At 45.0% G+C, this 24,300-nt stretch carries 24 protein-coding genes and 2 pseudogenes; 15 read left to right on the top strand and 11 right to left on the bottom strand.

The window, feature by feature from the left end; translation table 11 throughout:
• Window positions 1-2 precede the first annotated feature (2 nt).
• Both khtT and khtU read left to right on the top strand, forming a co-directional pair.
• Window positions 3-500 carry a K(+)/H(+) antiporter subunit KhtT gene (khtT, locus tag ABZM97_RS05495; RefSeq protein WP_087991231.1) on the top strand — a complete coding sequence of 166 codons (498 nt, stop codon included), beginning with the start codon at window positions 3-5 and terminating at the stop codon, window positions 498-500.
• 7 nt (window positions 501-507) lie between these two features.
• Window positions 508-1,725 (top strand): K(+)/H(+) antiporter subunit KhtU, encoded by a 1,218-nt coding sequence (gene khtU, locus ABZM97_RS05490; protein WP_367387295.1) that lies wholly within the window; start codon window positions 508-510, stop codon window positions 1,723-1,725.
• Between the two features lie 123 nt (window positions 1,726-1,848).
• Here khtU and ABZM97_RS05485 read toward each other — a convergent pair whose 3' ends face one another.
• Both ABZM97_RS05485 and ABZM97_RS05480 read right to left on the bottom strand, forming a co-directional pair.
• Window positions 1,849-3,357, bottom strand: a complete 1,509-nt coding sequence (locus ABZM97_RS05485; protein WP_367387294.1) for a coproporphyrinogen III oxidase — start codon at window positions 3,355-3,357, stop codon at window positions 1,849-1,851.
• Between the two features lie 112 nt (window positions 3,358-3,469).
• The gene (locus tag ABZM97_RS05480) at window positions 3,470-4,336 is read right to left on the bottom strand and encodes a Cof-type HAD-IIB family hydrolase (protein ID WP_253268980.1); all 867 of its coding nucleotides are present in this window, start codon (window positions 4,334-4,336) and stop codon (window positions 3,470-3,472) included.
• 489 nt (window positions 4,337-4,825) lie between these two features.
• On the opposite strand from ABZM97_RS05480, the gene ABZM97_RS05475 reads away from it, so the two are divergent.
• Complete coding sequence (locus ABZM97_RS05475) at window positions 4,826-5,899, top strand: DNA alkylation repair protein (RefSeq protein ID WP_253268979.1); 1,074 nt, start codon at window positions 4,826-4,828, stop codon at window positions 5,897-5,899.
• 246 nt (window positions 5,900-6,145) lie between these two features.
• Here the strand turns inward: ABZM97_RS05475 and ABZM97_RS05470 are convergent, their stop codons facing one another.
• Together ABZM97_RS05470 and ABZM97_RS05465 are read right to left on the bottom strand one after the other, a co-directional pair.
• Window positions 6,146-6,499 (bottom strand): YlbF family regulator, encoded by a 354-nt coding sequence (locus tag ABZM97_RS05470; RefSeq protein ID WP_087991226.1) that lies wholly within the window; start codon window positions 6,497-6,499, stop codon window positions 6,146-6,148.
• A gap of 92 nt (window positions 6,500-6,591) precedes the next feature.
• Window positions 6,592-7,725 carry a DUF445 domain-containing protein gene (locus ABZM97_RS05465; protein WP_253268978.1) on the bottom strand — a complete coding sequence of 378 codons (1,134 nt, stop codon included), beginning with the start codon at window positions 7,723-7,725 and terminating at the stop codon, window positions 6,592-6,594.
• A 266-nt stretch (window positions 7,726-7,991) separates the two neighbouring features.
• Here ABZM97_RS05465 and spaC point away from each other — a divergent pair, with 266 nt between their 5' ends.
• The 6 genes from spaC to ABZM97_RS05435 all read left to right on the top strand — a co-directional run bounded on the left by spaC (window position 7,992) and on the right by ABZM97_RS05435 (window position 12,103).
• Complete coding sequence (spaC, locus tag ABZM97_RS05460; protein ID WP_087991224.1) at window positions 7,992-9,083, top strand: spore coat associated protein SpaC; 1,092 nt, start codon at window positions 7,992-7,994, stop codon at window positions 9,081-9,083.
• A complete protein-coding gene (gene yheD, locus ABZM97_RS05455) occupies window positions 9,073-10,434 on the top strand; it encodes a spore coat associated protein YheD (protein ID WP_253268977.1) in 1,362 nt (453 codons plus the stop codon). Before spaC ends, yheD begins: the two co-directional genes overlap by 11 nt.
• A gap of 147 nt (window positions 10,435-10,581) precedes the next feature.
• On the top strand, window positions 10,582-10,800 hold the full coding sequence (locus tag ABZM97_RS05450; protein WP_087991222.1) for a YheE family protein: 219 nt from the start codon (window positions 10,582-10,584) through the stop codon (window positions 10,798-10,800).
• 209 nt (window positions 10,801-11,009) lie between these two features.
• On the top strand, window positions 11,010-11,213 hold the full coding sequence (gene sspB / locus ABZM97_RS05445) for a beta type acid-soluble spore protein SspB (RefSeq protein ID WP_087991221.1): 204 nt from the start codon (window positions 11,010-11,012) through the stop codon (window positions 11,211-11,213).
• Between the two features lie 105 nt (window positions 11,214-11,318).
• Window positions 11,319-11,444, top strand: a complete 126-nt coding sequence (locus ABZM97_RS05440) for a hypothetical protein (RefSeq protein ID WP_087991220.1) — start codon at window positions 11,319-11,321, stop codon at window positions 11,442-11,444.
• Window positions 11,445-11,482: 38 nt separating this feature from the next.
• Entirely contained in the window at window positions 11,483-12,103 is a 621-nt protein-coding gene (locus ABZM97_RS05435) for an NAD(P)-dependent oxidoreductase (RefSeq protein ID WP_087991219.1), read from the top strand.
• A gap of 44 nt (window positions 12,104-12,147) precedes the next feature.
• On the opposite strand, the gene ABZM97_RS05430 is transcribed toward ABZM97_RS05435, so the two are convergent.
• The 3 genes and pseudogenes from ABZM97_RS05430 to ABZM97_RS05420 all read right to left on the bottom strand — a co-directional run bounded on the left by ABZM97_RS05430 (window position 12,148) and on the right by ABZM97_RS05420 (window position 16,208).
• The gene (locus ABZM97_RS05430; protein WP_367387293.1) at window positions 12,148-14,169 is read right to left on the bottom strand and encodes an ABC transporter ATP-binding protein; all 2,022 of its coding nucleotides are present in this window, start codon (window positions 14,167-14,169) and stop codon (window positions 12,148-12,150) included.
• Entirely contained in the window at window positions 14,166-15,923 is a 1,758-nt protein-coding gene (gene bmrC / locus ABZM97_RS05425; RefSeq protein ID WP_367387292.1) for a multidrug ABC transporter ATP-binding protein BmrC, read from the bottom strand. The genes ABZM97_RS05430 and bmrC overlap by 4 nt, the downstream gene beginning before the upstream one ends.
• A 125-nt stretch (window positions 15,924-16,048) precedes the next feature.
• Window positions 16,049-16,208: pseudogene (locus ABZM97_RS05420) on the bottom strand (hypothetical protein).
• 159 nt (window positions 16,209-16,367) lie between these two features.
• Between ABZM97_RS05420 and ABZM97_RS05415 the strand changes: the two are divergent.
• Both ABZM97_RS05415 and nhaC read left to right on the top strand, forming a co-directional pair.
• On the top strand, window positions 16,368-16,868 hold the full coding sequence (locus ABZM97_RS05415; RefSeq protein ID WP_202328504.1) for a universal stress protein: 501 nt from the start codon (window positions 16,368-16,370) through the stop codon (window positions 16,866-16,868).
• A gap of 124 nt (window positions 16,869-16,992) precedes the next feature.
• On the top strand, window positions 16,993-18,354 hold the full coding sequence (gene nhaC / locus ABZM97_RS05410) for a Na+/H+ antiporter NhaC (RefSeq protein ID WP_202328505.1): 1,362 nt from the start codon (window positions 16,993-16,995) through the stop codon (window positions 18,352-18,354).
• Between the two features lie 41 nt (window positions 18,355-18,395).
• On the opposite strand, the gene dat is transcribed toward nhaC, so the two are convergent.
• Complete coding sequence (gene dat / locus ABZM97_RS05405) at window positions 18,396-19,244, bottom strand: D-amino-acid transaminase (RefSeq protein ID WP_202328506.1); 849 nt, start codon at window positions 19,242-19,244, stop codon at window positions 18,396-18,398.
• A gap of 283 nt (window positions 19,245-19,527) precedes the next feature.
• Here dat and ABZM97_RS05400 point away from each other — a divergent pair.
• Window positions 19,528-20,374: pseudogene (locus tag ABZM97_RS05400) on the top strand (polysaccharide deacetylase family protein).
• Between the two features lie 25 nt (window positions 20,375-20,399).
• On the opposite strand, the gene ABZM97_RS05395 reads toward ABZM97_RS05400, so the two are convergent.
• From ABZM97_RS05395 to ABZM97_RS05385, 3 genes are all read right to left on the bottom strand, one after another.
• Complete coding sequence (locus ABZM97_RS05395) at window positions 20,400-21,143, bottom strand: NAD-dependent protein deacylase (protein ID WP_087991215.1); 744 nt, start codon at window positions 21,141-21,143, stop codon at window positions 20,400-20,402.
• Between the two features lie 73 nt (window positions 21,144-21,216).
• Window positions 21,217-22,332 (bottom strand): mechanosensitive ion channel family protein, encoded by a 1,116-nt coding sequence (locus tag ABZM97_RS05390; protein WP_202328507.1) that lies wholly within the window; start codon window positions 22,330-22,332, stop codon window positions 21,217-21,219.
• 150 nt (window positions 22,333-22,482) lie between these two features.
• Window positions 22,483-22,590 carry a YhdX family protein gene (locus ABZM97_RS05385; RefSeq protein ID WP_003224203.1) on the bottom strand — a complete coding sequence of 36 codons (108 nt, stop codon included), beginning with the start codon at window positions 22,588-22,590 and terminating at the stop codon, window positions 22,483-22,485.
• A 233-nt stretch (window positions 22,591-22,823) separates the two neighbouring features.
• Between ABZM97_RS05385 and ABZM97_RS05380 the strand changes: the two genes are divergently transcribed.
• The 3 genes from ABZM97_RS05380 to crcB are packed head-to-tail and all read left to right on the top strand — an operon-like array spanning window position 22,824 to window position 24,290.
• Window positions 22,824-23,555, top strand: coding sequence for a glycerophosphodiester phosphodiesterase family protein (locus ABZM97_RS05380; protein WP_087991214.1), 732 nt, complete (start codon window positions 22,824-22,826; stop codon window positions 23,553-23,555).
• Window positions 23,542-23,937 (top strand): CrcB family protein, encoded by a 396-nt coding sequence (locus ABZM97_RS05375; RefSeq protein WP_087991213.1) that lies wholly within the window; start codon window positions 23,542-23,544, stop codon window positions 23,935-23,937. The genes ABZM97_RS05380 and ABZM97_RS05375 overlap by 14 nt, the downstream gene beginning before the upstream one ends.
• Complete coding sequence (gene crcB / locus ABZM97_RS05370; RefSeq protein WP_087991212.1) at window positions 23,934-24,290, top strand: fluoride efflux transporter CrcB; 357 nt, start codon at window positions 23,934-23,936, stop codon at window positions 24,288-24,290. The genes ABZM97_RS05375 and crcB overlap by 4 nt, the downstream gene beginning before the upstream one ends.
• Window positions 24,291-24,300 lie beyond the last annotated feature (10 nt).

Below are 24,300 nucleotides of genomic sequence, written 5' to 3'. Positions count from 1 at the left end.
CATTGAATATTAAAGAAAACGATCTGCCGGGCATCGGCAAAAAATTTGAAATCGAAACGAGAAGCCACGAAAAGATGACTATTATCATTCATGATGACGGAAGAAGAGAAATTTACCGGTTTCATGACCGGGACCCGGATGAGCTTCTTTCCAATATCTCATTGGATGATTCCGAAGCAAGGCAAATTGCGGCTATTCTCGGGGGCATGGTCTATAAACCACAAGCACTGGAGTCGATCGAAATGGCCTTCAGCGATCTCATTATTGAATGGTTTAAGGTTGAAAAAGGCGCCAAATCGATCGGGCGAACACTCGGGGAGCTTGATGTCCGCCAGAACTGCGATGTCACTGTGATCGCCATCATCAAGCACAGCCGGGAAAAACTTTTAAACCCCGGGGCAGACTCGGTTATTGAAGAAAATGACACACTTGTCCTCTCAGGTGAAAGAAAGCATCTGAAGAAACTGATTCACGATTTTCTTTCTGGAGAGGGCGTGTAATCGGCCGATGGATCATCTTGTATTTGAAGTCGGGACTGCGCTTGTGCTTGTGGCGCTTGCCAGTGTGATCGCCAATAAAATTAAATTTTCGATTATTCCGTTTCTGATTGTGCTGGGCATGCTGCTTGGACCCCACGCTCCGAAAGCGGGGATTATTGACCTTACATTTATAGAAAGCAGTGAAATCATCGCGTTTTTCGGGCGGATGGGCGTCCTGTTCCTCCTCTTCTATCTCGGACTCGAATTCTCTGTTGGAAAATTAATCAAATCTGGAAAGTCAATCGCGGCCGGCGGAACGATTTATATCTTGATTAATTTCAGCCTCGGGCTGCTTTACGGGTTTATCACTGGGTTTTCTTTTCTGGAAGTCCTCGTCCTTGCAGGCGTCATCACGATCTCATCAAGTGCGATTGTCGCAAAAGTGCTCGTTGATTTAAAAAGAACGGCCAATCTGGAAACCGAGCTGATCCTCGGTATTATCATGTTTGAGGATATTTTCCTTGCCGTATATTTGTCCGTTGTTTCCGGTCTTGTACTAGGTGATGCGACATCAGTCGGGAGTGCGTTTTTGTCCATTTTGATCTCCTTCAGTTATATGCTGCTGTTTTTTATCGCAGCCAGAAAGCTCCCGCCTCTGTTGAATAAGCTGTTGGACATTCGCTCAAATGAAGTGTTTATTATCGTCATTTTCGCCGCGCTCTTTTTTATTGCCGGATTTTCAGAGACGATTCATGTAGCGGAAGCGATCGGCGCGCTGCTGCTCGGTTTGGTTTTTTCCGAAACAGAGCATTCCGACCGGATTGAACACCTTGTCGTTCCGTTTCGCGACTTCTTCGGTGCGATGTTCTTTTTCAGCTTCGGCCTCAGCATTGATCCGTTTTCGCTAGGTGAAGCGGTTTGGCTTGCTTTAGGAGCAGTCATTCTGACCATTCTCGGAAACTTTATCGCCGGAATGGCGGCCGGACGGCGCGCAGGGCTTTCTCATAAGGCGTCATCGAATATCGGACTGACAATCGTATCACGGGGAGAGTTTTCGATTATTGTTGCGAATCTCGGGATAGCCGGCGGCCTGTCAGCCACATTAAAGCCGTTTGCCGCATTATATGTTCTCATTCTGGCGATTTTAGGACCGCTTTTAACAAAGGAATCAAAACGAATCTACCGCCTGCTGAACAAGGTATTTAAATGGAAGCCAGAGGTTCAGCCTGCAAGAAAACAGGGATAAAAAAAGCAGCACTGTGATCAGTGCTGCTTTCATCGTGTCGACAAACCCTCGCATTCGTTGTCAGGCCTGCGCGTCGGTACTCATGTAAAAAAAGATCAGCGGCTAAAAGCTAGAGCGTCCTGCTCAAACACCCCTGTTACCGCATCCTGCGAAAGTCTGCTCTAAATAGTTTATTTTTTCGTCCGTGTAGTGCTCAAATCGCTCATTGTACGATTTCGGATCTTTCGGATTGGCAAAGTGTGTGATTTTCCCTGTATCCCGGTCAATAAATTTACTTGCCGCGCCGCAGCCGATGCCGATAATCGTCTGCACCTCTTCCATAATCATAATGTTGTAGATGCTTTCTTGTCCCGGCAAAGAGTATCCGACATTCTCCAGGTTCCCGAGGATGTTTTTCTGGCGGTACAAATAATAAGGCACGTACCCATGCTCTTTCGTCCAGACTACCGCGTCATCCATCATTTGAGAAACCTCTTCCCTGCCGGCGACTTTGTACTTATGCTTGTTTCTTGTCATTTCTGACGCCCGTTTAAAGGAAAGAGTATGAACAGTAAGGGATTCCGGCATCAGATTTTCCGTTTCTGAAAGGCTGTGTCTAAACTCCTTCACGCCTTCCCCAGGCAAACCGATAATCAGGTCCATATTGATATTATTCATGCCGTGCCGGCGTGACAGATGATATTTCTCAATGGTCTCTTCAACCGTATGATGCCGTCCGATCGCCTTTAGCGTTTCATTTTCATAGGATTGCGGGTTGATGCTGATTCGGTCAATGTCATATTTGTTTAAAACGGCAAGTTTTTCTTCTGTAATCGTGTCAGGGCGGCCGGCCTCCACCGTAATCTCACGAATGTTTTTCACATCCGGGAAGGAGCGGACCATCTCTTCATACAGCAGATCCATTTCCTCCGCTGTAATGCTTGTCGGCGTCCCGCCGCCAAAGTAAATGGTTGTTACCTTAACATCATGTTCCTTCAGCCATTCACCGATTTTCTGCATTTCGTAATGCAGCCCCCATAAAAATGAACCGACTCTGCCCGCTTGCCCTTGGATGGCATACGCAGGGAATGTGCAATACGCGCATTTTGTCGGACAAAACGGAATGCCAATATAAATACTGACTTCATCCTTTACTTGATACAAATCCGGCACTGCCGCCAGCTGCCGGTCAACAATGTCCTGCATTAATTCGATTTTCTCATCGTGAATTAAATAGTCTTTTCTCAATTCAGCATGCGCTTGCTCCTTCGGCATTCCGCTTTGCAGCTTTTTATGAAGCAGCTTTGTCGGCCGGATTCCTGTGAGGATTCCCCACTTTTGCTTGATGCCCGTGTACGCTTGAAGAAGATTGAGGTACACATAAGAAATCGTATTTTTCACTTGCTTAAAAGCTTCTTTTTCATTCATGCCTGAAGAAAAGGATTTTGTATGCTGTTCCGTTATGCCAGTTCCCTTCACCTCTCCCGAAACCGTTACATGCTCATCCGTTTGTAAGCATTCTAAAGAAATAACAACATCTGCGAGCTCCTCTCCGCCGTACACCAGCTCGCACTCTTCATAAAACAAATTTGCAATATTTTGCAGAGGCCGATGCAGGCGGTCATCATGTATGCCTTCTATTTTAATTTGCAACTTCATCACCTAATTTATCAGATTCAAAACTTTCTTTAGTGTACAGAAATAAACTGCTAAAATCAATCCGGCAAAAAAGCCGCCGCACCTGTCAGGGCGCGAGCGGCTTTATTTACACACGTTTCATGTGGAACTTATCAAGAAATCCTTTTCGCTGCTGCATTCGGAAATATTCCTTCATCATGTAAGCGACACCCTGCTCGTCATTGCACCTTGTGACCCAATCAGCCTTTCTCTTGATCTCCGGAGCGGCGTTTCCCATCGCTACCCCAAGACCGGCAAGTTCAATCATCGGGAGATCGTCATACTGATGCCCGATGGCCACTACATCTTCCATAGTCAAACCCAGCTCTGAAGCGACGAGGGCCAGACCCGCTTCCTTCGAGACACCTTTCGGGACGATATTCAGCTTCTCATCGTTTACGCGAATAACGTCAACTGCAGAGAAGGCTTTCGTAATCGTTTCTGTAATGTCAAGCTGAATGTCGTGCTCCGTGTACACCTCGATGACAGGCGCACTCACCGGCTCATCCATGAGAAGATCGCTTAATGATTCTACAAACTGGACTGGATAAAAGATCGGATCAGACGGATGAATGAGTGCTTTCCCCAATAAATTTGAATTCACCTTTTTCTTGTTTCCGATCGAATACTTCTCGTGAAGAAGCCGAATATTGCATTGATAGCTCTCCAGCACTTGAACAATATTAAAGGTGTGATCGTCAGAAATTCTTTTTTCAAACAACGGAGCGTCTATTTTCTCAGCGATGTATGCCCCGCTATGAGTGATCAGCTTGGCATCAAGCTTCAGCGATTTTGCTATTTTCTGTGCTGAACGAAAATGACGGTTGGTTACGAGTGTGACATAAATCCCTTTTTTCTTAACATATTCGATCGCGTCTTTCGTTGCCTGATGAATCTTTCCGTTCGACCGAAGAAGCGCTCCATCTATATTTAAGGCAAGCAATTGTTTTGACACAGAGATGTCCCCCTCCTTGATGACTGTACTTGTGTATAGGATATGACCCTGTCTCTGTGTTTAGAACAACCTTTTCTGCCAAGCAAAAAAAGCCTGACTCAGCAGACTTTATGTATGGCATGATGATAGGATACGATCGAAGCTGCCATTCTCCCTAATATCGTTATTTCGATTTACGAAAAATCATGTATCAGGAACCCCTTGTTTGACCAATGACGCGCTCCGAACACTTACTCTCTCTGTTGCTTATCCCCTCTATATAACGGCATGATATGCGACCGTATCCAATTGAAACCAGGTAAGTGTAGGCGCTTTCAATGCTATTATCTCAGTTTTTCTTGCTGATGACAAGGGTTTTTTTAACTAAAAAAATCAACCAAATGTTGTATTCCTGAGGTAGGATTTATTGTTATTTTTTGGAATCGAACACTTGATTCGGAACATACATTCCCATATAATATATATAATAAACAAAAAAGCGGTGATCAGATGGCTGATTTAAAAGAAGTATATAATGAAGAACTGATATTTCAATTGATACATCGTATAATGGAATCCTATCCTGATTTTAACAAAGACAAATTCGAAGAACAATTGCTTCAGGAAGACTGGCCTGAACTCGCTTTAAAAGAGCGGATGCGCCGCATTACAGCTTCCTTATACGAAACGCTGCCAAAACATTACGGTGAAGCGCTCGCGATTTTACGGAATGCAGCCCCTCATTTCAAAGGACTCAGCGGAATTCTATTCCCTGATTATGTGGAACAGTACGGGTTAGCGCATTGGGAAGAATCAATAAAGGCGTTGGAATACTTTACACACTATTCTACCTCAGAATTTGCTGTGAGGCCTTTTTTGCTTTTAGATCAAGAAAAAATGATCCAGCAATTGCTTGCATGGTCTGAACATGAAAATGAACACGTGAGAAGACTTGCGAGCGAAGGAAGCAGGCCCCGCCTGCCATGGGGAAAATCGATACCCGCTTTAAAATCGGACCCTGCCCCCGTTCTGCCGATCCTTGAAAAACTGATGCAGGACGAGTCCTTGTATGTAAGGAAAAGCGTGGCCAACAGCCTTAATGATATATCAAAAACGCATCCTCATTTGCTGAAAAAAATCGCAGATCAATGGCACGGAACACACCCCTACACCGATTGGATCATCAAACACGCCTATCGAACCTTATTAAAAAAGGGCGATAAACAGGCCTTACAGCTTTTTGGTTATGAAAATGCTGATTCGATCCAATTACATGATTTAACATGCCAATCCAGCCGTATAGCTATTGGCGAAAACCTCGAATTCTCTTTCTATATTCATTCAGAAAGGGATCAAAAAGTAAGAATTGAGTACGCAATTGATTTTATAAAAGCAAGGGGTCAGCGTCATCAAAAAGTATTTAAAATTTCAGAAACAAATATACGAAAAAATGAAACTAAGTCATACACAAGAATTCAATCCTTTAAGGATCTGACGACCAGAAAGCATTACAAAGGAATCCATACATTATCAGTGATCATCAATGGAGAAGTAAAAGATTCATTGAATTTCCAAGTTTGCTGAATCAATAAAAAATCCCTTCTTTTCCAAGAAGGGATTTCAGATGTTGACAAAATCCTAAAACGGTTTTCGTTTTAGGATTTTGTCATCTTTTCAGCGTGATTGAAAACCATTGAAGTCTAGGAAAGGCGAGCATCGGAGCACAGCGAATGTTGAAATTCGTGAGCACCGAAGCGCATCCTTGACAACGAATGCGAGGGTTTGTCGACACGCTAAAATCCCTTCTTTTCCAAGAAGGGATTTTGCCGATTAGCCTTCGACACTACCGTATAGCTCTTCTAAAGGCTTCATAATGATTTTGTTTAATTCACCGATCAGCACGCTCATGCGCTGCTCCGCTTCCATCAGCTGAGAAATTTTTTCGTGCTGCTGTACAAGCGCAACTGTTTTTTGAGCCTGCGTCACTTCTTCTTCTGTAATTTCTTCTCCTGCCATTTGCTTTTGCTGGAGTCTAAGCTGCACATCACGGAAGTTTTCGAACATGCTTTTTGCAGATTCATCTGCGTTTACTTCATCATAAAGGTTTTTTAAACGGGTGAACTCTTCGCTCCCGCGTAATGATTTTTCCAGTTCATACGCTACATCATAAAAATTACTAGCCATTGTGAATAGCTCCTTTCATCGTTGCCGTTTGACATACCACTCCACTATAACAGACTATGGAGCACCTTTCATTAATCAACAATCATTTCTTCTTAAAAAAGGGTGACAAACAATGCCTGAACCGCACCTATGATTCCACCTAGAAGGCCTCCCAAATAGGTAATCATTTTAAATTCTTTTTTTGAAATGGACAGCACCATTTCTTCAAGACGCTGCACCGGGAATTGATCCACCTGCTCCTTGACGATTTCCTCAAGGCGCATCCGTTTTAAGACACTTTCAAGATTGGCCGAAACCCCTTCAAGTAATGTATCTAACAATGCCGGAAGCATTTGCTGGGTCAGCTCAGATTCATAACGGAGGGTAAGGGTGCCAATCGTATTGTCGAAGAAAGGAGCCGTCGAAAATATTTGCAGCACTCTTCGTTTCAGGCTGAAAATGAGCGCTTTGGCATTCCACTTTTCGTCTGCTTCATAAAACGTATACTCCCTCAGCTTGCCCCATTCGTTTTTCAAGAGATCAGAAAGCAGTTTTTTTGTCTCCTCATTCCGCAAAAACTTGAGAAGCTCCGGAAGCACGCGATCTGCAAGGCTTGTATTGCCTAGAAACATTTGCACCATGCTTCCAAGCATGCCGCGCTCTTTTAAAAAGTCATCAATCATATTGCCGAGACGGATTTTCCCTTCATCACTTTCAAAATAATGAACACCGCGTGACAATATATATCCTGAAATCATCGGAATCTTTTCCTCAAGCTTTTCCTGCACTTCCAAAGGCACCAGCTCTTTTAATGATTGGTGCTCGTATTGGCGGAAAAGCTCATTCAGCTTATCATCCGTCCAGCTGCTGATCCATGCGTCTGCCGCTTCATCAGGACGCTTAACTCCGGCTTTTTCAAGCGCTTCTTTTACTGTCATTTCAGAAAGTGACAGCTTTTGAATCAGCTGTTCCCCAACTTGAAGAGCCTGTTTTTTGGCTGTATCGGAGACGAGCCGCTTTTTAATACCCGCAGGGGTTAAGAGATGATTGACGACCATCAGTCCCATTTGTTTTGCAAGTTCATCCCGTCTTCTCGGAATCAGTCCGGGGGTAAAAGGGACTCGTTTCCCAAACAAATAGTACGCTTTATATGGCCTAAATAGCATTTGAATCGCTAAATGATTGGTCACTGCGCCAATGACAGCGCCGATCACAATCATAAAAATAAAGGTTCCTGCAATACCCATTCCTATTCATCTTCCTCCATCTGTGCTTCATCTTTTTTCTAATAGATCATGTACCTATTCGTATTATAGAGGCTGATGCAATCACTTAGCAAACGAGGAGACTAATTCGTGTTGTCAGAAAATCAGCTTGTACATCTGGAATAGGGCAAGGTGAAGAATCGTAATCTGTAAAGTAGAATACCGTCAGCTGCGTTCGTCCTGAATGTTTTTACCGTAAAGCTGCTGACACCCGCCGGCAGCTTTTGAATAAAAGGGGGAGTCTCATCATGATAACACTCGGTTTTATGTCCTTATCCCGCCAGCATGAAGCGGATTATTCCGCAGAACTGGCCGAAAGAGCACCCGAATTCGGCATACGATTCATCCGCTTTACACCGTTTGATATTTCACCTGACACCTTGCGTGTCAAAGCATCGGTCTATCATTCGGCCAGCGGCACTTGGAACGAAACTGAATTGGCGATTCCAGATTATATTTATGACCGCTGTTTTTATGGCAAGGATTCACAATCCCAAAAAGCGAAGCCGATTGTTGAGTGGCTCAAAAAATATCCGAAAACGGAATTCATCGGGCGGGGTCTTCCTGATAAATGGACCGTCCTTCATGATTTGCAGCAGCACGCTGTGATCAATCCTTATATTCCGGAGACGATGAAAGTAAGCCGCTATGAACAAATCCATTCCTTTTTATCCAAGGAAAAAGCCTGCATCTTAAAACCGGCGTTCGGCGCAGGAGGCAGAGGCGTTATTTTATTGGATCTCGGTAAGAAAAACATAACCGCCACGTATCACATCGGAAAGGATAAGCAGACAAAAACCTTTTCCAACCATGCTTCTTTTAAAACATGGTGCAAAAAAGTGCTTCAGCATCACTATTTGCTTCAGCCTTATTTAAATATTCAAGATAAAGAACAATACCCGTGTGATATTCGCCTGTTCATGGAAAAAAACGAAGCAGGTGAATGGAATACAGTCGGAAAAGCCGTGAGACGCGGATACAAACACGGGCTGTTGGCCAATTTGTCAGGCGGGTCTGATGCGCTGACATTCGATTCTTGGTTTGAAGATATACCGAAAAAACAGCAAGTAGTCTTACTTGATGACGTGTTCTCGATTACCCAGTCGGTTCCGTATTATCTTGACGAGCGCTATGGGCCGCTGTTTGAACTTGGTCTCGATATATGCCTTGCGAAGGACGGGAGAATTTGGATCTTAGATATTAATTCCAAACCAGGCAGAAAGTCAATTCTGCGTGTCTCTCCCGAGCAAAAAGATCAGCTGTACACTTGTCCCCTAAAGCGCTGCCAATATCTGTTTTCTGAGCAACGCCAGAAAGGAGTTCTTCCGCGTGAATCATAAACAGTTTTTGATCGGCATAGACAAAACGAGTGAAAATACCCTGATTTTGCCCTCTTCGCTGAAGCGAGACGGTCTCTTGCATGCCGCGTTCGGGACGAAGGTTGTCAGATGCCACGTTTCTTACAGGCGGCATTTAGAACAAACCGTACTTCTCTCTGAAAATCTGTTTCACGAGCTTTTTCTTCCCCATCGAAGCAGGGCTGACATTCTGATTCATGATCATACGGTACATATCGGGCCGTTAATCGGCATTTTTACGGCGGGGTTTACCGTATCTCTTGAACGCCCTTTTAAAGATCGTTCCCTCTTTTTTTCTAAGCTTGTCACATTACACGAGCAAGCTGGAGGCTACTGCTTCGTTTTTGGCGCTCACCAAATCAATTGGGAGGAAGGCACGATTGAGGGGCTCCTATACAGGGAAAACGGCTGGGAGAAAAAAATCGTCCCGCTGCCGAACGTCGTTTATGACCGTTTGCCAAACCGAAAAATTGAAGATTCGCTTCTCTTGCAGCATACAAAAAAGAGACTGATCGATGAATATCAAATTCCATGGTTTAATAAAACATTTTTTAATAAATGGAGCGTTCATCAATTGCTCGAAAAAGATCCGAGAACAGCCCCATTTTTGCCGAAATCCGAGCTTACGCCATCTGAGGAGCGGATTGATGAGCTCTGTGATGCATACAAAAAAGTCTATATCAAACCAGCGAACGGAGCACTCGGCACCGGAATTTATCAGCTGACAAAAACAGACGATGGCCTGATGGTGAAACATACGAATGACGCCAAAACATTTTCTTCTATCAATTATTCCGACGCCGCCTCATTTCTGGCAGAATTTCAAAAACAGCACGACCTGTCTGACTTTCTCATTCAGCAAGGTGTGGATCTGATTGAATTTCAAGGCAAACCAGCGGATTTCCGTGTCCATACCAATAAAAACAGAAAAGGGAAATGGACAGTGACTGCAATAGCAGTAAAAATTTCCGGAGAAAACAGCATTACAACACATCTATCTAATGGCGGAATCGTAAAAACACTTGCAGAAGTATACGATGTTCCCGCTGAAAGAATTGAGGTCATTAAAAAGCTTTCCGCGGCCGCACTGACGGCAAGCCATGTGCTTCACGATCATATCGAGGGGTTTATCGGGGAGATCGGTTTCGATTTTGGCATTGATCAAAGCGGTAAAGTATGGATGTTTGAAGCGAATTCGCGTCCGGGCCGCAGTATTTTTTCTCATCCGAATTTGCATCATGTTGATTCTCTGACAAAACGAAGAAGCTTTGAGTACGCGTCATATTTATCCGAGAAGGCGATCACCACCCCTGAAGCGCTATGGCCTTCGTAATCTGTCCGCTTTTTTGATAAAGCGGGCTTATCTTTATCCATCGCTGGGACAAACTGCATCACAAAGACCTTAATGATGTTCTAAAACAGTGATACAATGAAAATAATTCGTTCGTCATCAGGTCAATTGATATCAATGTTAAGGAGCGTGGCCGTCATGATTTCGCATTTCAGCTGGAAACCTTTGTTCCAAAAAGAAAAGCTTCCGGGATGGAGAATTTCGTTTTATTATAAAGGAACCCATTATGAGGGCATCTATCATAAAAGCGGAGAAATTGAATGGGGAGATATGTTTCCCGCCCGCGCTGACAAGCCTGCTCTTACGAACGAAATACATGAACTGATGCTTTTTCATATTTATGACTAGCTTAGCCTGAACGGCTAAGCTTTTTTATGCTTTCTCAACATTTACCACTCAATTTTCCGTATGCGTATCCGTCCACTTTAACATAATACTAGTAACAAGCCGGCAAAGCATTGGGTTACGCCGAGGCGGCAGTGACACCCGAGACGGGTCCACAGACTGGTGCAACTCCAGTTAACCCAACCATACTAAACAAAAAGGAGATTTTACACATGGCTAACCAAAATTCTTCAAACCAATTAGTAGTTCCTGGCGCAGCTCAGGCTATCGATCAAATGAAACTTGAAATCGCTTCTGAATTCGGCGTTAACCTTGGAGCGGATACAACTTCCCGCGCTAACGGTTCTGTCGGTGGAGAAATCACTAAACGTTTAGTCTCTTTCGCTCAGCAGCAAATGGGCGGCAACGTTCAATAACAACTCAATATATGGCTATAGAGGGCGCGGTTTTCGCGCTCTCTTTCTATTTGTCACCCTTTTTTCCCACTTCACATATCCTAGAAAAAAAGGGAGGAAATAAAGGTGGCCTTCATTGCCATTGTGAATTGGGAGCTGGTTCAGTTCGTCAGTATATCCATGCTTCATGAATATGTTTCCCATCGTTCTGCCTATTTGTACAGGTATTCTTTCCCGCGCTGTTCAAACTGAGAGCATCCTTTTATAATGAGGGGCAAGGAGGTTTTTTGATGAAAATCGCTTTATTTGGAGCCAGCGGCCGCGTCGGACAAGCTTTTTTAAAACAAGCTGCCGCAGATGAACAATTTGATATATACGCTCTGGTCAGATCTCATCATGCTGAGCTCCCCCTTTCAAAAGACCGGATCGTCATAGGGAATGCGCGCCGCCGGGAAGATGTAAAAAAAGTGATGAAGGATGCTGAGATCGTGATCAGCTGTCTCGGCACAGATGGTGATGATACCTTGTCTGTAGCGATGGCAAATATAATCGCCATTATGAAAGAACAGCATATCAAACGGGTGATTACGATCGGCACCGCAGGCATTCTTAATTCCCGATATGAACCGGGAAAGTACCGGTTTGAAACAAGTGAATCGAAACGAAAGCTAACCCGAGCAGCCAAGGAGCATGCAAAAGTATACGAAATGCTAAAAGAATCCTCTTTAGACTGGACAATCATCTGCCCCACTTACCTCCCGGACCGAGCAGCAACCGGCGATTACCGTGTGGAGCGTAACGTTTTGCCGGAGGGCGGTACAAGCATTACGGTCGGCGATACAGCTGATTTTTTATATCATGAGCTCATTACAGGCGAGTATGCCGGATATCGTGCCGGACTGGCTTATTAATTACATAACAACCCCAAAACACGATTGTTTTGGGGTTGTAAGCATTATGCTATGGAATGTTTCTTGCCTTTTTGCAGCTTATACATTTGATAATATTGTCCTTTGACGGCCATTAATTCCTCATGGTTCCCTCTCTCAACAATTTCTCCTTTATCAAGGACCAAAATCTGATCCGCGTTTCTGATTGTTGAAAGCCGATGGGCGATGACGAAGGTGGTGCGTCCTTGTTTGACGACATCGAGCGCCTTCTGGATCACGGCCTCTGTCTCTGTATCAATATGCGCCGTTGCTTCATCTAAGATCAAAATGGCGGGATCAAAGGCCAGAGCTCTTGCGAAAGATATTAATTGCCGCTCTCCAGAAGATAGCGTGCTCCCTTTTTCAATCACGGGTTCATTGATGCCTTGGGGCAGCTTTTCCAAAAGGCTCTCAGCCCCGACTTGCCGCAGTGCTTTTTTGATCTTTTCATCGGTCATTTTTTCATCATCAAGGCTTACGTTAGAACCGATCGTGCCCGAGAATAGGTAAGGGTCCTGAAGCACAATGCCCATATGGGATCTGAGTTCCTGTCTTGACATGTTGTAAATGCTTTTTCCATCAATCAGAACATCCCCTTTTTGCGCATCATAAAAACGAAACAGAAGATTCAAAATCGAGCTTTTTCCTGATCCGGTATGGCCAACGAGCGCTACGGTTTCGCCTTTTTGCGCGGTAAAAGAAATATGTTTTAACACCTCTTCACCGTCATGATATGCAAATGACACATTACGAAATTCAACCCGCCCCAGCGCGCGCTCCTTCGCCGGTTCACCCGCTTCTTCCGTATTCTTTTCTTCAAGCAGTTCGAAAACACGCTCGGCGGAAACCCGTGCCAGCTCCAGCTTTGAAAACTGATTGACGATGCCTGTGATCGGCTGAAATAACCGGTTTAAATAATCAACAAACGCGTACAGCACTCCGACAGAAACAATTCCGGCCGCATTCAGGCTCGCACCGCCAAAGTGCCAGATCAGACTGACAAACGCAAGGTTTCGGATCACATTGACAAGGTTATGGGACATTAAAGAGTTTAAATTCAGCATCCTGTTTTGAAAATAAAAATGAGCTTCATTTAATTTCTCAAATTCTCTCATCGTTTCCTTCTGGTGACGGAAAGCCTGAATAATTGTCATGCCTTGAATGGACTCATTCATCTTTGCGTTAATGTCACTGTTGATCGAGCGGATTTTTCGATTGTAATAAGACGCGTATTTCCGATAGATGATTGACCACAGACAGATGATCGGCACAATTGCCAGACACACTAACGCGAGCTTAACATCAAGCAGAAACAAAGCTGCGAATATGCCGACCATATAGATTCCGCTTGTCACAAATGTTGACAGCACTGTGACATATAAATCCCTGACGGCTTCTGTATCATTGGTAATCCGCGCAACCACTTTGCCTGCGGGAAGGTTATCAAAATAGCGAATCGGCATTTTCTGTATGTGCGAAAACACGTCCTGCCTCATCTTCTGGATAATCCGATTGGCGCTCATCTGCAGCAAATAATGCTGTCCGTATTGAAAAAATACAGAAAAGACGAGCAAGCCTCCATACAGACAGATCAGAAACATCATTCCCTTTATTTCCGGCTGATAGAACTGGAAAATTTCCTCTTTTGTCAGCTTTTCGGCAGCATATGTCCGGCTCTTGTCTCCGTTTGTGATTGTCAGCTTTCCGTCAGAAACCGTTCTGTTCCCGTCAAAGCTGACAGCCTGATCAACAAAATAAAACGCCATTCCCACTTGATAAATATGCGCTTCTTTTTCTCGAGAAACAGGTTCCTGCATCCGGTCCTCTCTCACATAAGAGGTGCCGTGGAACTGAACGGCGTTTTTATCTTTTTCCGCAGCTTCGTACCAAGTTTTCTCAATACCGAGGATATGATCGTCAATCATTTTTTTGCCGATAAACGGCCCGGTCAGTTCTGCTCCGACGGCGACAGCTAGCAAAACGACGGCTACGAGCAGCAATTTTCGATAAAGGAGTGCGTATCTCCATAACGTTTTTCCTGTTTTCATGCCCCTGCTCCCCCTTCTTCCGCAGTGAACAGCTGCTGTCTTTCATATTGTTCCCGGTACCACCCATTATTGGTCATCAGCTCTTGATGGGTGCCTCTCTCAGCAATCACGCCGCCGTCCATCACAAGAATCAGGTCAGCATGCTCCACCGCGGATAAACGGTGCGTCAAAATAAATGTCGTTTTCCCTTTGCGGTTTTTTCTGATATTGCTGATAATCGCCGCCTCGGTTTTGGCATCAACAGCAGAAAGCGAATCATCCAGGATCAAAATCTCCGGATTCGCCATAAGGGCTCTCGCAATCGAAATTCTTTGTTTCTGCCCGCCGGACAGCGCAACGCCTTTTTCACCGACCATTGTCTCCAATCCGGACGGAAGCATGTGTACATCCTTTTCAAAATGTGCTTCGGCAATGGCTTGCCGAACCTCTTCATCACTCGCATCCTGTTTTCCGTATAGAATATTTTCTTTTACCGTCCGCGAGAACAGCAAATGATCCTGCGGCACATATCCAATCCACCCGCGGAGCCGGTCAAGGGGGATTTGTTGGATCGGTACGCCTGAAAATGTAATGCTCCCTTTGCCTGAGGGGTACTGGCGCAAAAGCTGCTTAATAATCGTCGTTTTTCCGCTCCCGGTTTTCCCGGCAATCCCGACAGTCTGCCCTTTTTGCACCGCAAACGAAACATCTTGAATATTGCTGCTTGTTGAGCTTGGATATGTAAAGCTGACATGGCTGAAAACGATATCTCCAGGCTTTTTCAGTTCAGCGGGCCGCTTGGGATCTGTCACGTCCGGCTCATAAGAAAGGGTTTCATTTACCCTGTCTAATGACGCATTTCCGCGTTGCATCACATTAATGAGTTCACCGATTGCAAACATCGGCCAAATCATCATGCCGAGATAAACGTTAAAGGAAACTAGCTCGCCAAGCGTCAGTTCATTCCGAAACACAAGAAACGCTCCGTAGCCGAGCCCGATCAGATAGCTGGCGCCAACAAGCAGCTTCACCGTCGGCTCAAACAGTGAATCTATAAATGCCACTTTCATATTTTTCTGATAAACATCAGCGGTCATTTCATGAAACCGGCGGACATCGTTTGTTTCCTGTACATACGCGCGAATCACCCGCACGCCTGAAACGGATTCAAGCACCTTGTCATTCAGCGCCCCGAACGCATTTTGGGCCTCCGTAAACCGCTCATGAATTTTACTTCCGTATAGACTGATGGCAACCGCCATAATAGGAAGCGGGAGAATGGCGGCAAAGGTCAGCTTCCAGCTGATCAAAAATCCCATCGTCAAAAAGATCGTCATCATAAACATCGTAGAATCGACTAATGTCAGGATGCCAAACCCCGTCGTTAAACTGACAGCCTGAAGGTCATTCGTCCCCCGCGCCATCAAATCGCCTGTCCGGTTCTTTTCATAAAACGGCGGCGACATGGCCAGCAAATGCCCCATCAGCTTCGTACGAAGAATTCTCTCCATCACATTCGCTCCGCCAAACAGCTGGTGCATCCAAAAATAAGACATGATATACACGACCGCCGTCAGCACAATAAAGATACCGATATAAAACAGCAGCCCATCTGCAGTAAACACCCCAGATTTCATATCATCTATGGCGTTTCCCAAGAGCTTCGGCGGAAACATTTCAATGACATTGACTCCTAATAAAAGCACAATCGCAATCGTATAGCGCAGCCAGTATGCTTTAAAAAACCAGCCAAGCTTTCTCAATACTGAGAACATCAATCCTCATCTCCTTTATCTCATCAGCCGCCTTCTATTTTTTCCTTGCTTCCTTTTTCGTTCAGTTTGGTACAAGTTGGTCTTGTCTCTGTATTTGTCTTCACATCCCATACACCTGTCTTTCCTTAAATTTTGTATATAAAAAAGGCATGAAGCGTCAGCTCCATGCCTTTTTTGACCAATATGATATGCACAGCGCTTTTCAGCGCGCGGCTAGATTTAAAAAACCGTCAATCAAACAGAACTTGGGTTTGCCGCGCCAATATGAAACTGTTTTGTAAACACGCAAATTCCTTGGCATAGCAAACCCTCCTTCCACTTTTTATCTTTTTTTCATCATATAAACAAAACCTTTTTTTGTCAATCATTTCTTCATAAGGAAAAGGTTAATTGTACTTGAATCCGGGTATTGTCTTGTAAGACGTTTTTGAAGGGGTGAAAATGATGTTTCATGCTGACCGTATTATCGTTGCATTTGACGGGAGTGAAAATAGTAAGAGAGCGCTTCAGACAGCCATTGATCTTGCTAAAACCCTAGATGCCGCCATTACCGTCGCCCATTCACATGATATGAAAGACACTCAGACCATCATCGACCCGCCGAGGCCCGAAGCAGGAGCAAGTTATATGGGCGGAGGCATGACGAGTGTTCCTGATCCGCTGATATCAGATGTCGCACCAACTGAGCCAATCATCTACGAGGACCGTACGGAAGAAGTCATCGCCGAAGCCAGAATGATGCTCAATGACCAGCAGGCCAATGGGGATATAGATATAGTAGAAGGCGATCCGGCTGAATCCATTATCGAGTATGCGAACCGCATTTCTGCTGATATGATCGTAACCGGAAGCAGAGATCAAAACAAGCTGAAAAAGTTATTATTCGGAAGTGTAAGTGAAAAACTTTCAGCGAAATCGGATATACCCGTCCTGATTGTAAAGTGAGCACGCCCAGTGCTCGCTTTTTTAAAGTCATAATTGTGAAAAAACATAGATTTTCGTTTTTTTCTGTTATAATGCTTTCGTGCCCAAAAGCACAAAAGCATTAAAGATCATATGGGGTGTTATTTTGGATTCTCAAAAAAAGCTGACATTTCCGTTAGCCCTCGGTTTATTTATATTTATGTTAGGCATCATTATTTCTTGCTTATTCTTGCTTCATACAGAACCGCATATCCCGCTGTTTCTATGTGTTGTCATGCTTTCAGCAGCCGGTTTATGGTTCGGTTTTTCCTGGAAAACCCTAGAAAAAGGGATTACAGATGGGATCAAGAACGGCGTACAGCCGATTATCGTACTGGCGCTGATCGGTATCTTAATCGGCGCTTGGATGTACAGCGGCGCAATACCGTCCGTAACAGTTTACGTCCTGTCCTTTATTGAACCCAGCCACCTTCTTTTGACGGCTTTGTTTTCCTGCATGATCATCAGCACGCTTGTCGGCTCAAGCCTGACAACTGTAAGCACGATTGGAGTCGCACTGATTGGCGTGGCGAGCGCGGCCGGCGTTCCGCTTGAATGGACGGCAGGCGCGGTCATATGCGGCGCATGCTTTGGTGATAAAATGTCGCCGATGTCGGACACAACCAATTTTGCCGCCGGCATAGGCGAAATACCGATCTTTGAACACATTCGGCATATGATGGGCACTACTATTCCGGCTTTGCTCATCACCGTCGTGCTGTTTTACTTTCTCGGTTTATCAGTATCAGCGGACACGGCTTCAACCGATGATATTCAACATGTCATAACCGGCATCAAGGATGCCGCAAATGTGACGCCATGGGCGCTTCTTTCACCTCTTTTAGTCGTTTTGCTGGCGGTTAAGCGTGTGCCCGTGATTCCCGTTCTGACTGCAGGAATTATTTCCTCGGGAATTTTGACTGCTATCTTTGTACCTGACAGCAGCATGCAAGCATTTATGACAGCTTTGCAACATGGCACGGCGTTCGAAACTGACAATGAGGCTGCCGCTAAAATTATCAACAGAGGCGGACTGCAATCCATGATGGGCTCAGTCTCGCTCATTATGATTGCTTTTGCACTCGGCGGATTGATGGAGAAAATCGGGTTAATTTCCGCGCTATTGGAGGGTGTCATGAAAGGCATCCGCTCGAAAGGCCAGCTGATTGCGGCGACTGTCTGTTCAAGCATCGGCGTCAATTTGGCAACCGGTGAACAGTATTTATCAATATTAATACCGGGACAATCATTTAAAACCTTATACGACAAACAAAACATCCAGCGAAAATTTCTTTCCAGATCCTTAGAGGATGGCGGGACATTAATGAATCCGTTGATCCCTTGGGGAGTATGCGGAGCCTTTATGGCGAGCGCGCTTGGCGTTCCCGTCATAAACTATATCCCGTTTGCATTCTTCCTTTATATATCGCCGATGATCTCAATTCTGGTTGGATTTATTAAAAAATAAAAAGAGCTCCGCTTGCAAAGCGGGCTCTTTTTTATGCGTCATTACGAAATGCTTGCTGCCTGCTGAATGCTTTCTTGAAAAGCAGCCTGAAGCTGTTTTGTCACTGGTCCGGGTTCGCCGTTTCCGATTGAGTCCCCATCGAGCGTCACGACCGGAATAATCTCTGCCGTCGTTGACGAGATAAAGATTTCCTCTGCCTGTCTCAGCTCTTCCTCACTGACAGGCGTCTCATCAAACTTGAGCCCGTTCTTTTCAATCAGCCCTAAAATATTCATCCGTGTAATGCCATTAAGAATGAGCCGGTTAGCCGGATGCGTTCGCACCGTCCCGTTGATAACGGCGTAAACGTTAGAGGATGTACCTTCCGTAACAACACCGTCTCTAATTAAAATGGCCTCAAAAGCTCCAGCTTCATAGGCCTTTTGCTTCGCCATGACATTATACAGTAAATTCAGACTTTTAATGTCACACCTCAGCCAGCGAAGATCCTCATCTGTAATGGCTGCCACTCCATACGCCTGTTCTTGCTGCGGTTTTTTCACAGAAAATGTGTAAGCAGTCGTCTGCGGCTCAAGTCCAGCTTCGTACTGGTGCTTTCGCGGCGCCGCACCTCTTGTCGTCTGAATGTATACAGCTCCCTCACTGACCGCATTCTCCTGAACAAGCTTTTCCAGATCCCACTCGAGATCTTCTATACTGAACGGGAGTGAGATTCCGATTTCAGCCGCACTTCTGAAAAAACGCTCCGCATGCTCGCGCAAGCCGAACAATACCCCTTTGTACACCCTGATAACCTCATAAATACCGTCGCCAAACTGATAACCGCGATCTTCCAAATCGATTGATGCTTCGCTGCGTTTGATCAGCTGGCCGTTGACTAAAACCTTCATAATAGCCCTCCCTTTTCGAGATTTCCCTGAAGTTTTTCTAGCTGTCATTGTCACTTATTCTACCATATTGGATGAGCTGAAAAACAGAAAGAACAAGAGATCTATAGCGGGAAGGAGTTTATTTTTTCCTTAAAATCTGACATTTCGACATTTTTTCTATGTTCTTCCCATTTTTATTCCTGTATACTTGACTCGTAATACATAATTTGTAAACTTATGCATCTTGATAAGCTGCCTGCTGTATAGCGGTATGTAGAGATTTTATGCCAATGGAGAGATTGTTATGCGACAAACGAGAGGAGACGCTTCTCCTTCTGCAGTTTCGCTTGCCTTTAAATTTGCAAGTTTAGCAGTTTTATGTGTGCTGCTTTTGATTATGGTGATGTTGGTTTATTCCAACAGCTCAACGAAAGCAAAGGAAGTCACTGTCACAACAAACGGCGAGCTTCGCAATGAGAAGGAAAGCCTGAAGCTGAAAAACGACTCCCCCGATCTGCTGATAAAACATCTGCAGACGAAACAGAACATGGGAGATAAGACGGTTTACCTAACCTTCGATGACGGCCCGTCAGCCTATACAAACCGCTTGCTCGACGTATTGAAGCGCGCTGATGTAAAAGCGACATTTTTTATGCTGTCACCGCGGATGAATGAATTCAAACAAGCTGTGAAAAGATCAGAAAAGGAAGGCCATGCACTCGGTTTACACGGCGTCACCCATAATAATAAACTATTCTACCAAACACCGACATCCCCGTTAAAAGAAATGCGAGAGGCGCGTGACACGCTGCAAGACATTACAGAATATAAAACCGATCTTGTCAGAACGCCATACGGCAGCAAGCCGTCAGACCTCCTCACAAATCCGCAATCTTGAGAAAAACGGTTTTGTGTACTGGGATTGGACCATCGACAGCATGGACTGGAAATACCGGAATTCAGCATATGTGACGGCCGTCTTACAGCAGCTGGAGAATATGGAACACAGCCATTCAAGCCGGCCATATGTGATTCTCATGCATGATCTTCCGGCTACAGTGAACGCGCTGCCGGTATTAATCAATAAACTAAAAGAAAAAGGCTATTCCTTTGGGGTATTAGAGGACACAATGGTTCCTGTTCACGAATAAAAAAGTGAGGCGCATGAGTGCGGCCTCACTTTTTTATTCCCAAACTTCGGGCAAACTCTCCAATTTTTTGATGGATGACCATGTCAAACAAGCTGTCGCAATACGTCGGTTCTAGGTTAATGATGACTTTCTTCATGCCGGGAATCCGGCTTGCGTCCTCAGGCACAAATCTTGCCGGAGCGACTTCGAGAGATGTGCCGATGACCAATAAAAGATCTGCTTGATCCAGCTTTTCATAAAGGGTCTCAAAGTGCAAGACGGCATCGCCAAAGAGAACCACATCGGTTTTTAATACCGTTTTGCAAATGGCACCATCTTTTCCGGACGCCGTACACTCCGGCACCTCCCGCTCCAGCAAATGAGGGAGATCATATGGCGCTCCGCATGCCGGGCAGGCTGCTGTCTGGATAGACCCGTGCAATTCGTACACATGTCTGCTCCCGGCTTTTTTATGAAGGCCGTCAATGTTTTGCGTAAAGATATCGACCTGCTTCCCTTGCTTCTCCAGCTCAGCTAAAAGCAAGTGCCCTTCATTCGGTTCAAAGCTGCCGCTCATTTTCATCTGGAACAATTCTTTGAATTTAGGCCAAAACTGACGCGGGTGGCTTAAAAAATAATCAACGCTCATCGCTTCCATTCTTGCGGCATCCTCCGTCCAGATGCCTCCTGCCGAACGAAAGTCGGGAATTCCTGATTCGGTGCTCATTCCCGCTCCGGTCAGCACGACAATTCGCTGCGCTTCATTTAAAATGTTTCTGAATGCTTCCAACTTAACACCGCCTTTTTTCTCTTATTTTACCACGAAAAAGACTCCGCCTCTGTCAGACGAAGTCTTTCCCTTTTTAAGCCCGTTCCTTTTCCTCTTTACTTACATTCACTTGGAACGGATCGTTTTGGTGCTTTTGCTTCACAAAAACCATTTGGCCGGGATATGCAAACTCGACACCCTCTGCGGCAAGGATTTCAATGATTTTATAGTTGATATCCTCTCTAATATCGAGGTTTTCAGCCCAAACCGCTGTTTTTGTATAGAAGTTGAAAAACAAATTGTAATAGCTGTCGGCAAACGTATCAAAGTTGACCATGATCGTTTCATTATCAACGCCCTCGTGCTCTAAGAGCATTGTTCTGAGAGTACGAATAGAGCGGTCAAGGTTCTCAACCGGCGTAGCGTAGGACACATGGATGGAAAACGTGATCTGGCGTTTGGTCATTCTTGTCCAGTTCGTGATCGCTTCCATCGACAGCGTAGAGTTCGGCACTGTTACAAGCGCCCCCTGTGCGGTTCTGAACCTCGTACTTCGGAAGGTAATATCCTCTACTGAGCCCGTTACCGTCGACGTCTCCACCCAGTCACCGATGGTAAACGGTTTTTCTGTAATAATAATGATTCCGCCGAAGAAGTTGCTGATGGTATCCTTCGCTGCAAGCGCAAAAGCAAGTCCGCCAAGACCTAAGCCCGCCACGAATCCATTGACATCATAATTGAATTCCTGAGCGATCACACTGACACTGAGCGCAATGATGACAAAACGAAGCAATTTGGATAAAAACGGTGCCAGAATGTCATCCATCTCCAGCTCAAAGCGCTGATTCACCTTATGGAAGATAAACGACGACGCTGCGGTCAAGTTACAAAGCCCCCAGCACAAAAGCGCCACAATCAGCGAGCGGTATATGTTGCTGATGACAGGCATTTGTTCGTCTAAAAACGGTGAATACCGGATCGCTAAAAACAGCCCTAAAGCCACAAAAAACCATCTGGCCGGCTTTTCAAACGCCACAACCACCTGTTTGAAAATTTCTGTTTTCCGCCGATTCGTGAGATTAAAAAGCAACTGAAAGAAATATCTTGTAAACAGTTTTCTGAGTATAAGAAACACCAGCAAAATCGCCAAGCTGATGCCGATTTGTATCATTTTATCAAGTGTGAAGTATTGTTGCAGATAATCTAGCATGACAGTCTCCCTTCTATTTAAATCAAATGTTTATTATACTAAAAGATTCGTAAAGATGCTCATCTAAATGTCTTTTTTCAGCACAAGACCCCGGCGGAACGCCGGGGCCATTTCTCAATTCATCTATTCAGCCAGATTCAACAGGGACAGTCACTTACTTTTTTTCGTTTGTGTCTGATCAAGGAGAGTTGCTTTTTGCATTTCAGCATCCGTTTCGGCTTTAATTCTTTCTTCCACTCTGATTCTCCCTTTTCCCATGATCTCGCCTCCTTTTTTGCTATTATAAAGTAACAGAATGTTTTGTGAATATGTCGAAAGGCCTAATTTCCTGACGAAATATGTTCTGATACGCTGAGTGTCTTTATTTAGATATACGCGGTTCTCAGCCAGGACCATTCCGATATGGCAGAAAAAATTCACCAGTTTGTATCGCCGTGCATATATGGATTTGATACAATAACAGAAATGCCCATATGAGGAGCTGACTTAGCTTGTACACCATTGCCCATCGCGGAGCATCAGGTTACGCTCCGGAAAATACGTTTGCCGCATTTGACCTTGCGGCGGAAATGAATGCAGATATGATCGAACTGGATGTCCAGCTTACAAAAGACAGGCAGATTGTTGTGATACACGATGACAGAGTTGACCGAACAACAAACGGATCGGGTTTTGTTAAAGATTTTACATTGGAGGAATTGCAGAAACTCGATGCAGGAAGCTGGTACGGCCCTGCTTTTCAGGGAGAGCGTATTCCTACCTTGGAAAAGGTGCTCAAGCGCTACCACAAAAAAATCGGCCTATTAATTGAATTAAAAGGCCATCCATCTCAAATCGGAATTGAAGAAGAAGTGGGACAGCTGTTAGGGCAATTTTCTTTTTCTATCAACAATATTGTCCAATCCTTTCAGTTCCGCTCCGTCCAGAGGTTTCATGAGCTTTATCCATCGTTTCCGACAGCGGTCATTATGAGGCCCAATTTTGGGATGCTGTCCAGAAATCAGCTGAAGGCCTGCCAATCTCTCGCAAACTATGTCAATATAAAATACACACGACTCAACCGGCTGATGATCGCTTCAGGCCATAAAAACGGCTTAAAAGTGTTTGCATGGACTGTCAATAATCAAAAGACAGCCGCAAAATTACAAGCCATGGGCGTGGACGGCATCGTAACAGACTACCCGGATTTCATCAAAAAGGATGGCAAACATGAAAAGATATAGCGCGGTGTTTGTCGGAGGAGCGCTTGGCGCCTGCCTCCGATACGGATTAAACATGTGGATACAAACCGATCAGTTCCCCGCTGCAACCTTGCTGGAAAACGCGGCTGGAAGCCTTCTATTAGGTATTCTGACCGGTTTTTTTATGATCAAGGCAAAACGGCCTCTGCTGCCGGTTTTTTTAGGTACCGGCTTTTGCGGCGGCTTTACAACAATGTCCACGTTTTCTAAAGAAACGGTGATGCTTTTGCAAGCACAACCCTCATTAGCTGTTTTATATATGGCACTCTCATTGATATCAGGAATCGTTCTTGCGCTGGTTGGCGTACTGGCGGGCCGCGGCATAGCAGGCATTCAGCAAAGAAAGGAGCTGCAGGAAAGATGACACTGGCGGGTATCTTTATAGCGGGCGGCCTTGGCGCGATGCTGCGCTTTTGGCTTGGCAATGTCATCACCGCCAAAACCAAAGGTCCCAGCCTGCCCATTGGCATATTAACAGTCAATATACTTGGGGCTCTCGGGCTTGGATTGTTTACAGGGCTCCACGTCACAAATGCTTCGGCCTCCCTCATCATCGGCACGGGATTTTTCGGCGCCTTTACGACCTTTTCCACTTTCAGCGTTGAAAGTGTTCAGCTTCTGCTGGCCAAACGCGTTATGGAAAGCATTCTGTACATCACCCTAACGCTTTGCGGGTCGCTTTTGGCGTTTTGGTGCGGCTGGACAATTGCAACGTAAAAAACCTTGA

The organism is Bacillus vallismortis, from assembly GCF_040784915.1.
GTDB lineage: Bacteria > Bacillota > Bacilli > Bacillales > Bacillaceae > Bacillus > Bacillus subtilis_G.
This window is presented reverse-complemented; position numbering and strand designations above follow the sequence as displayed.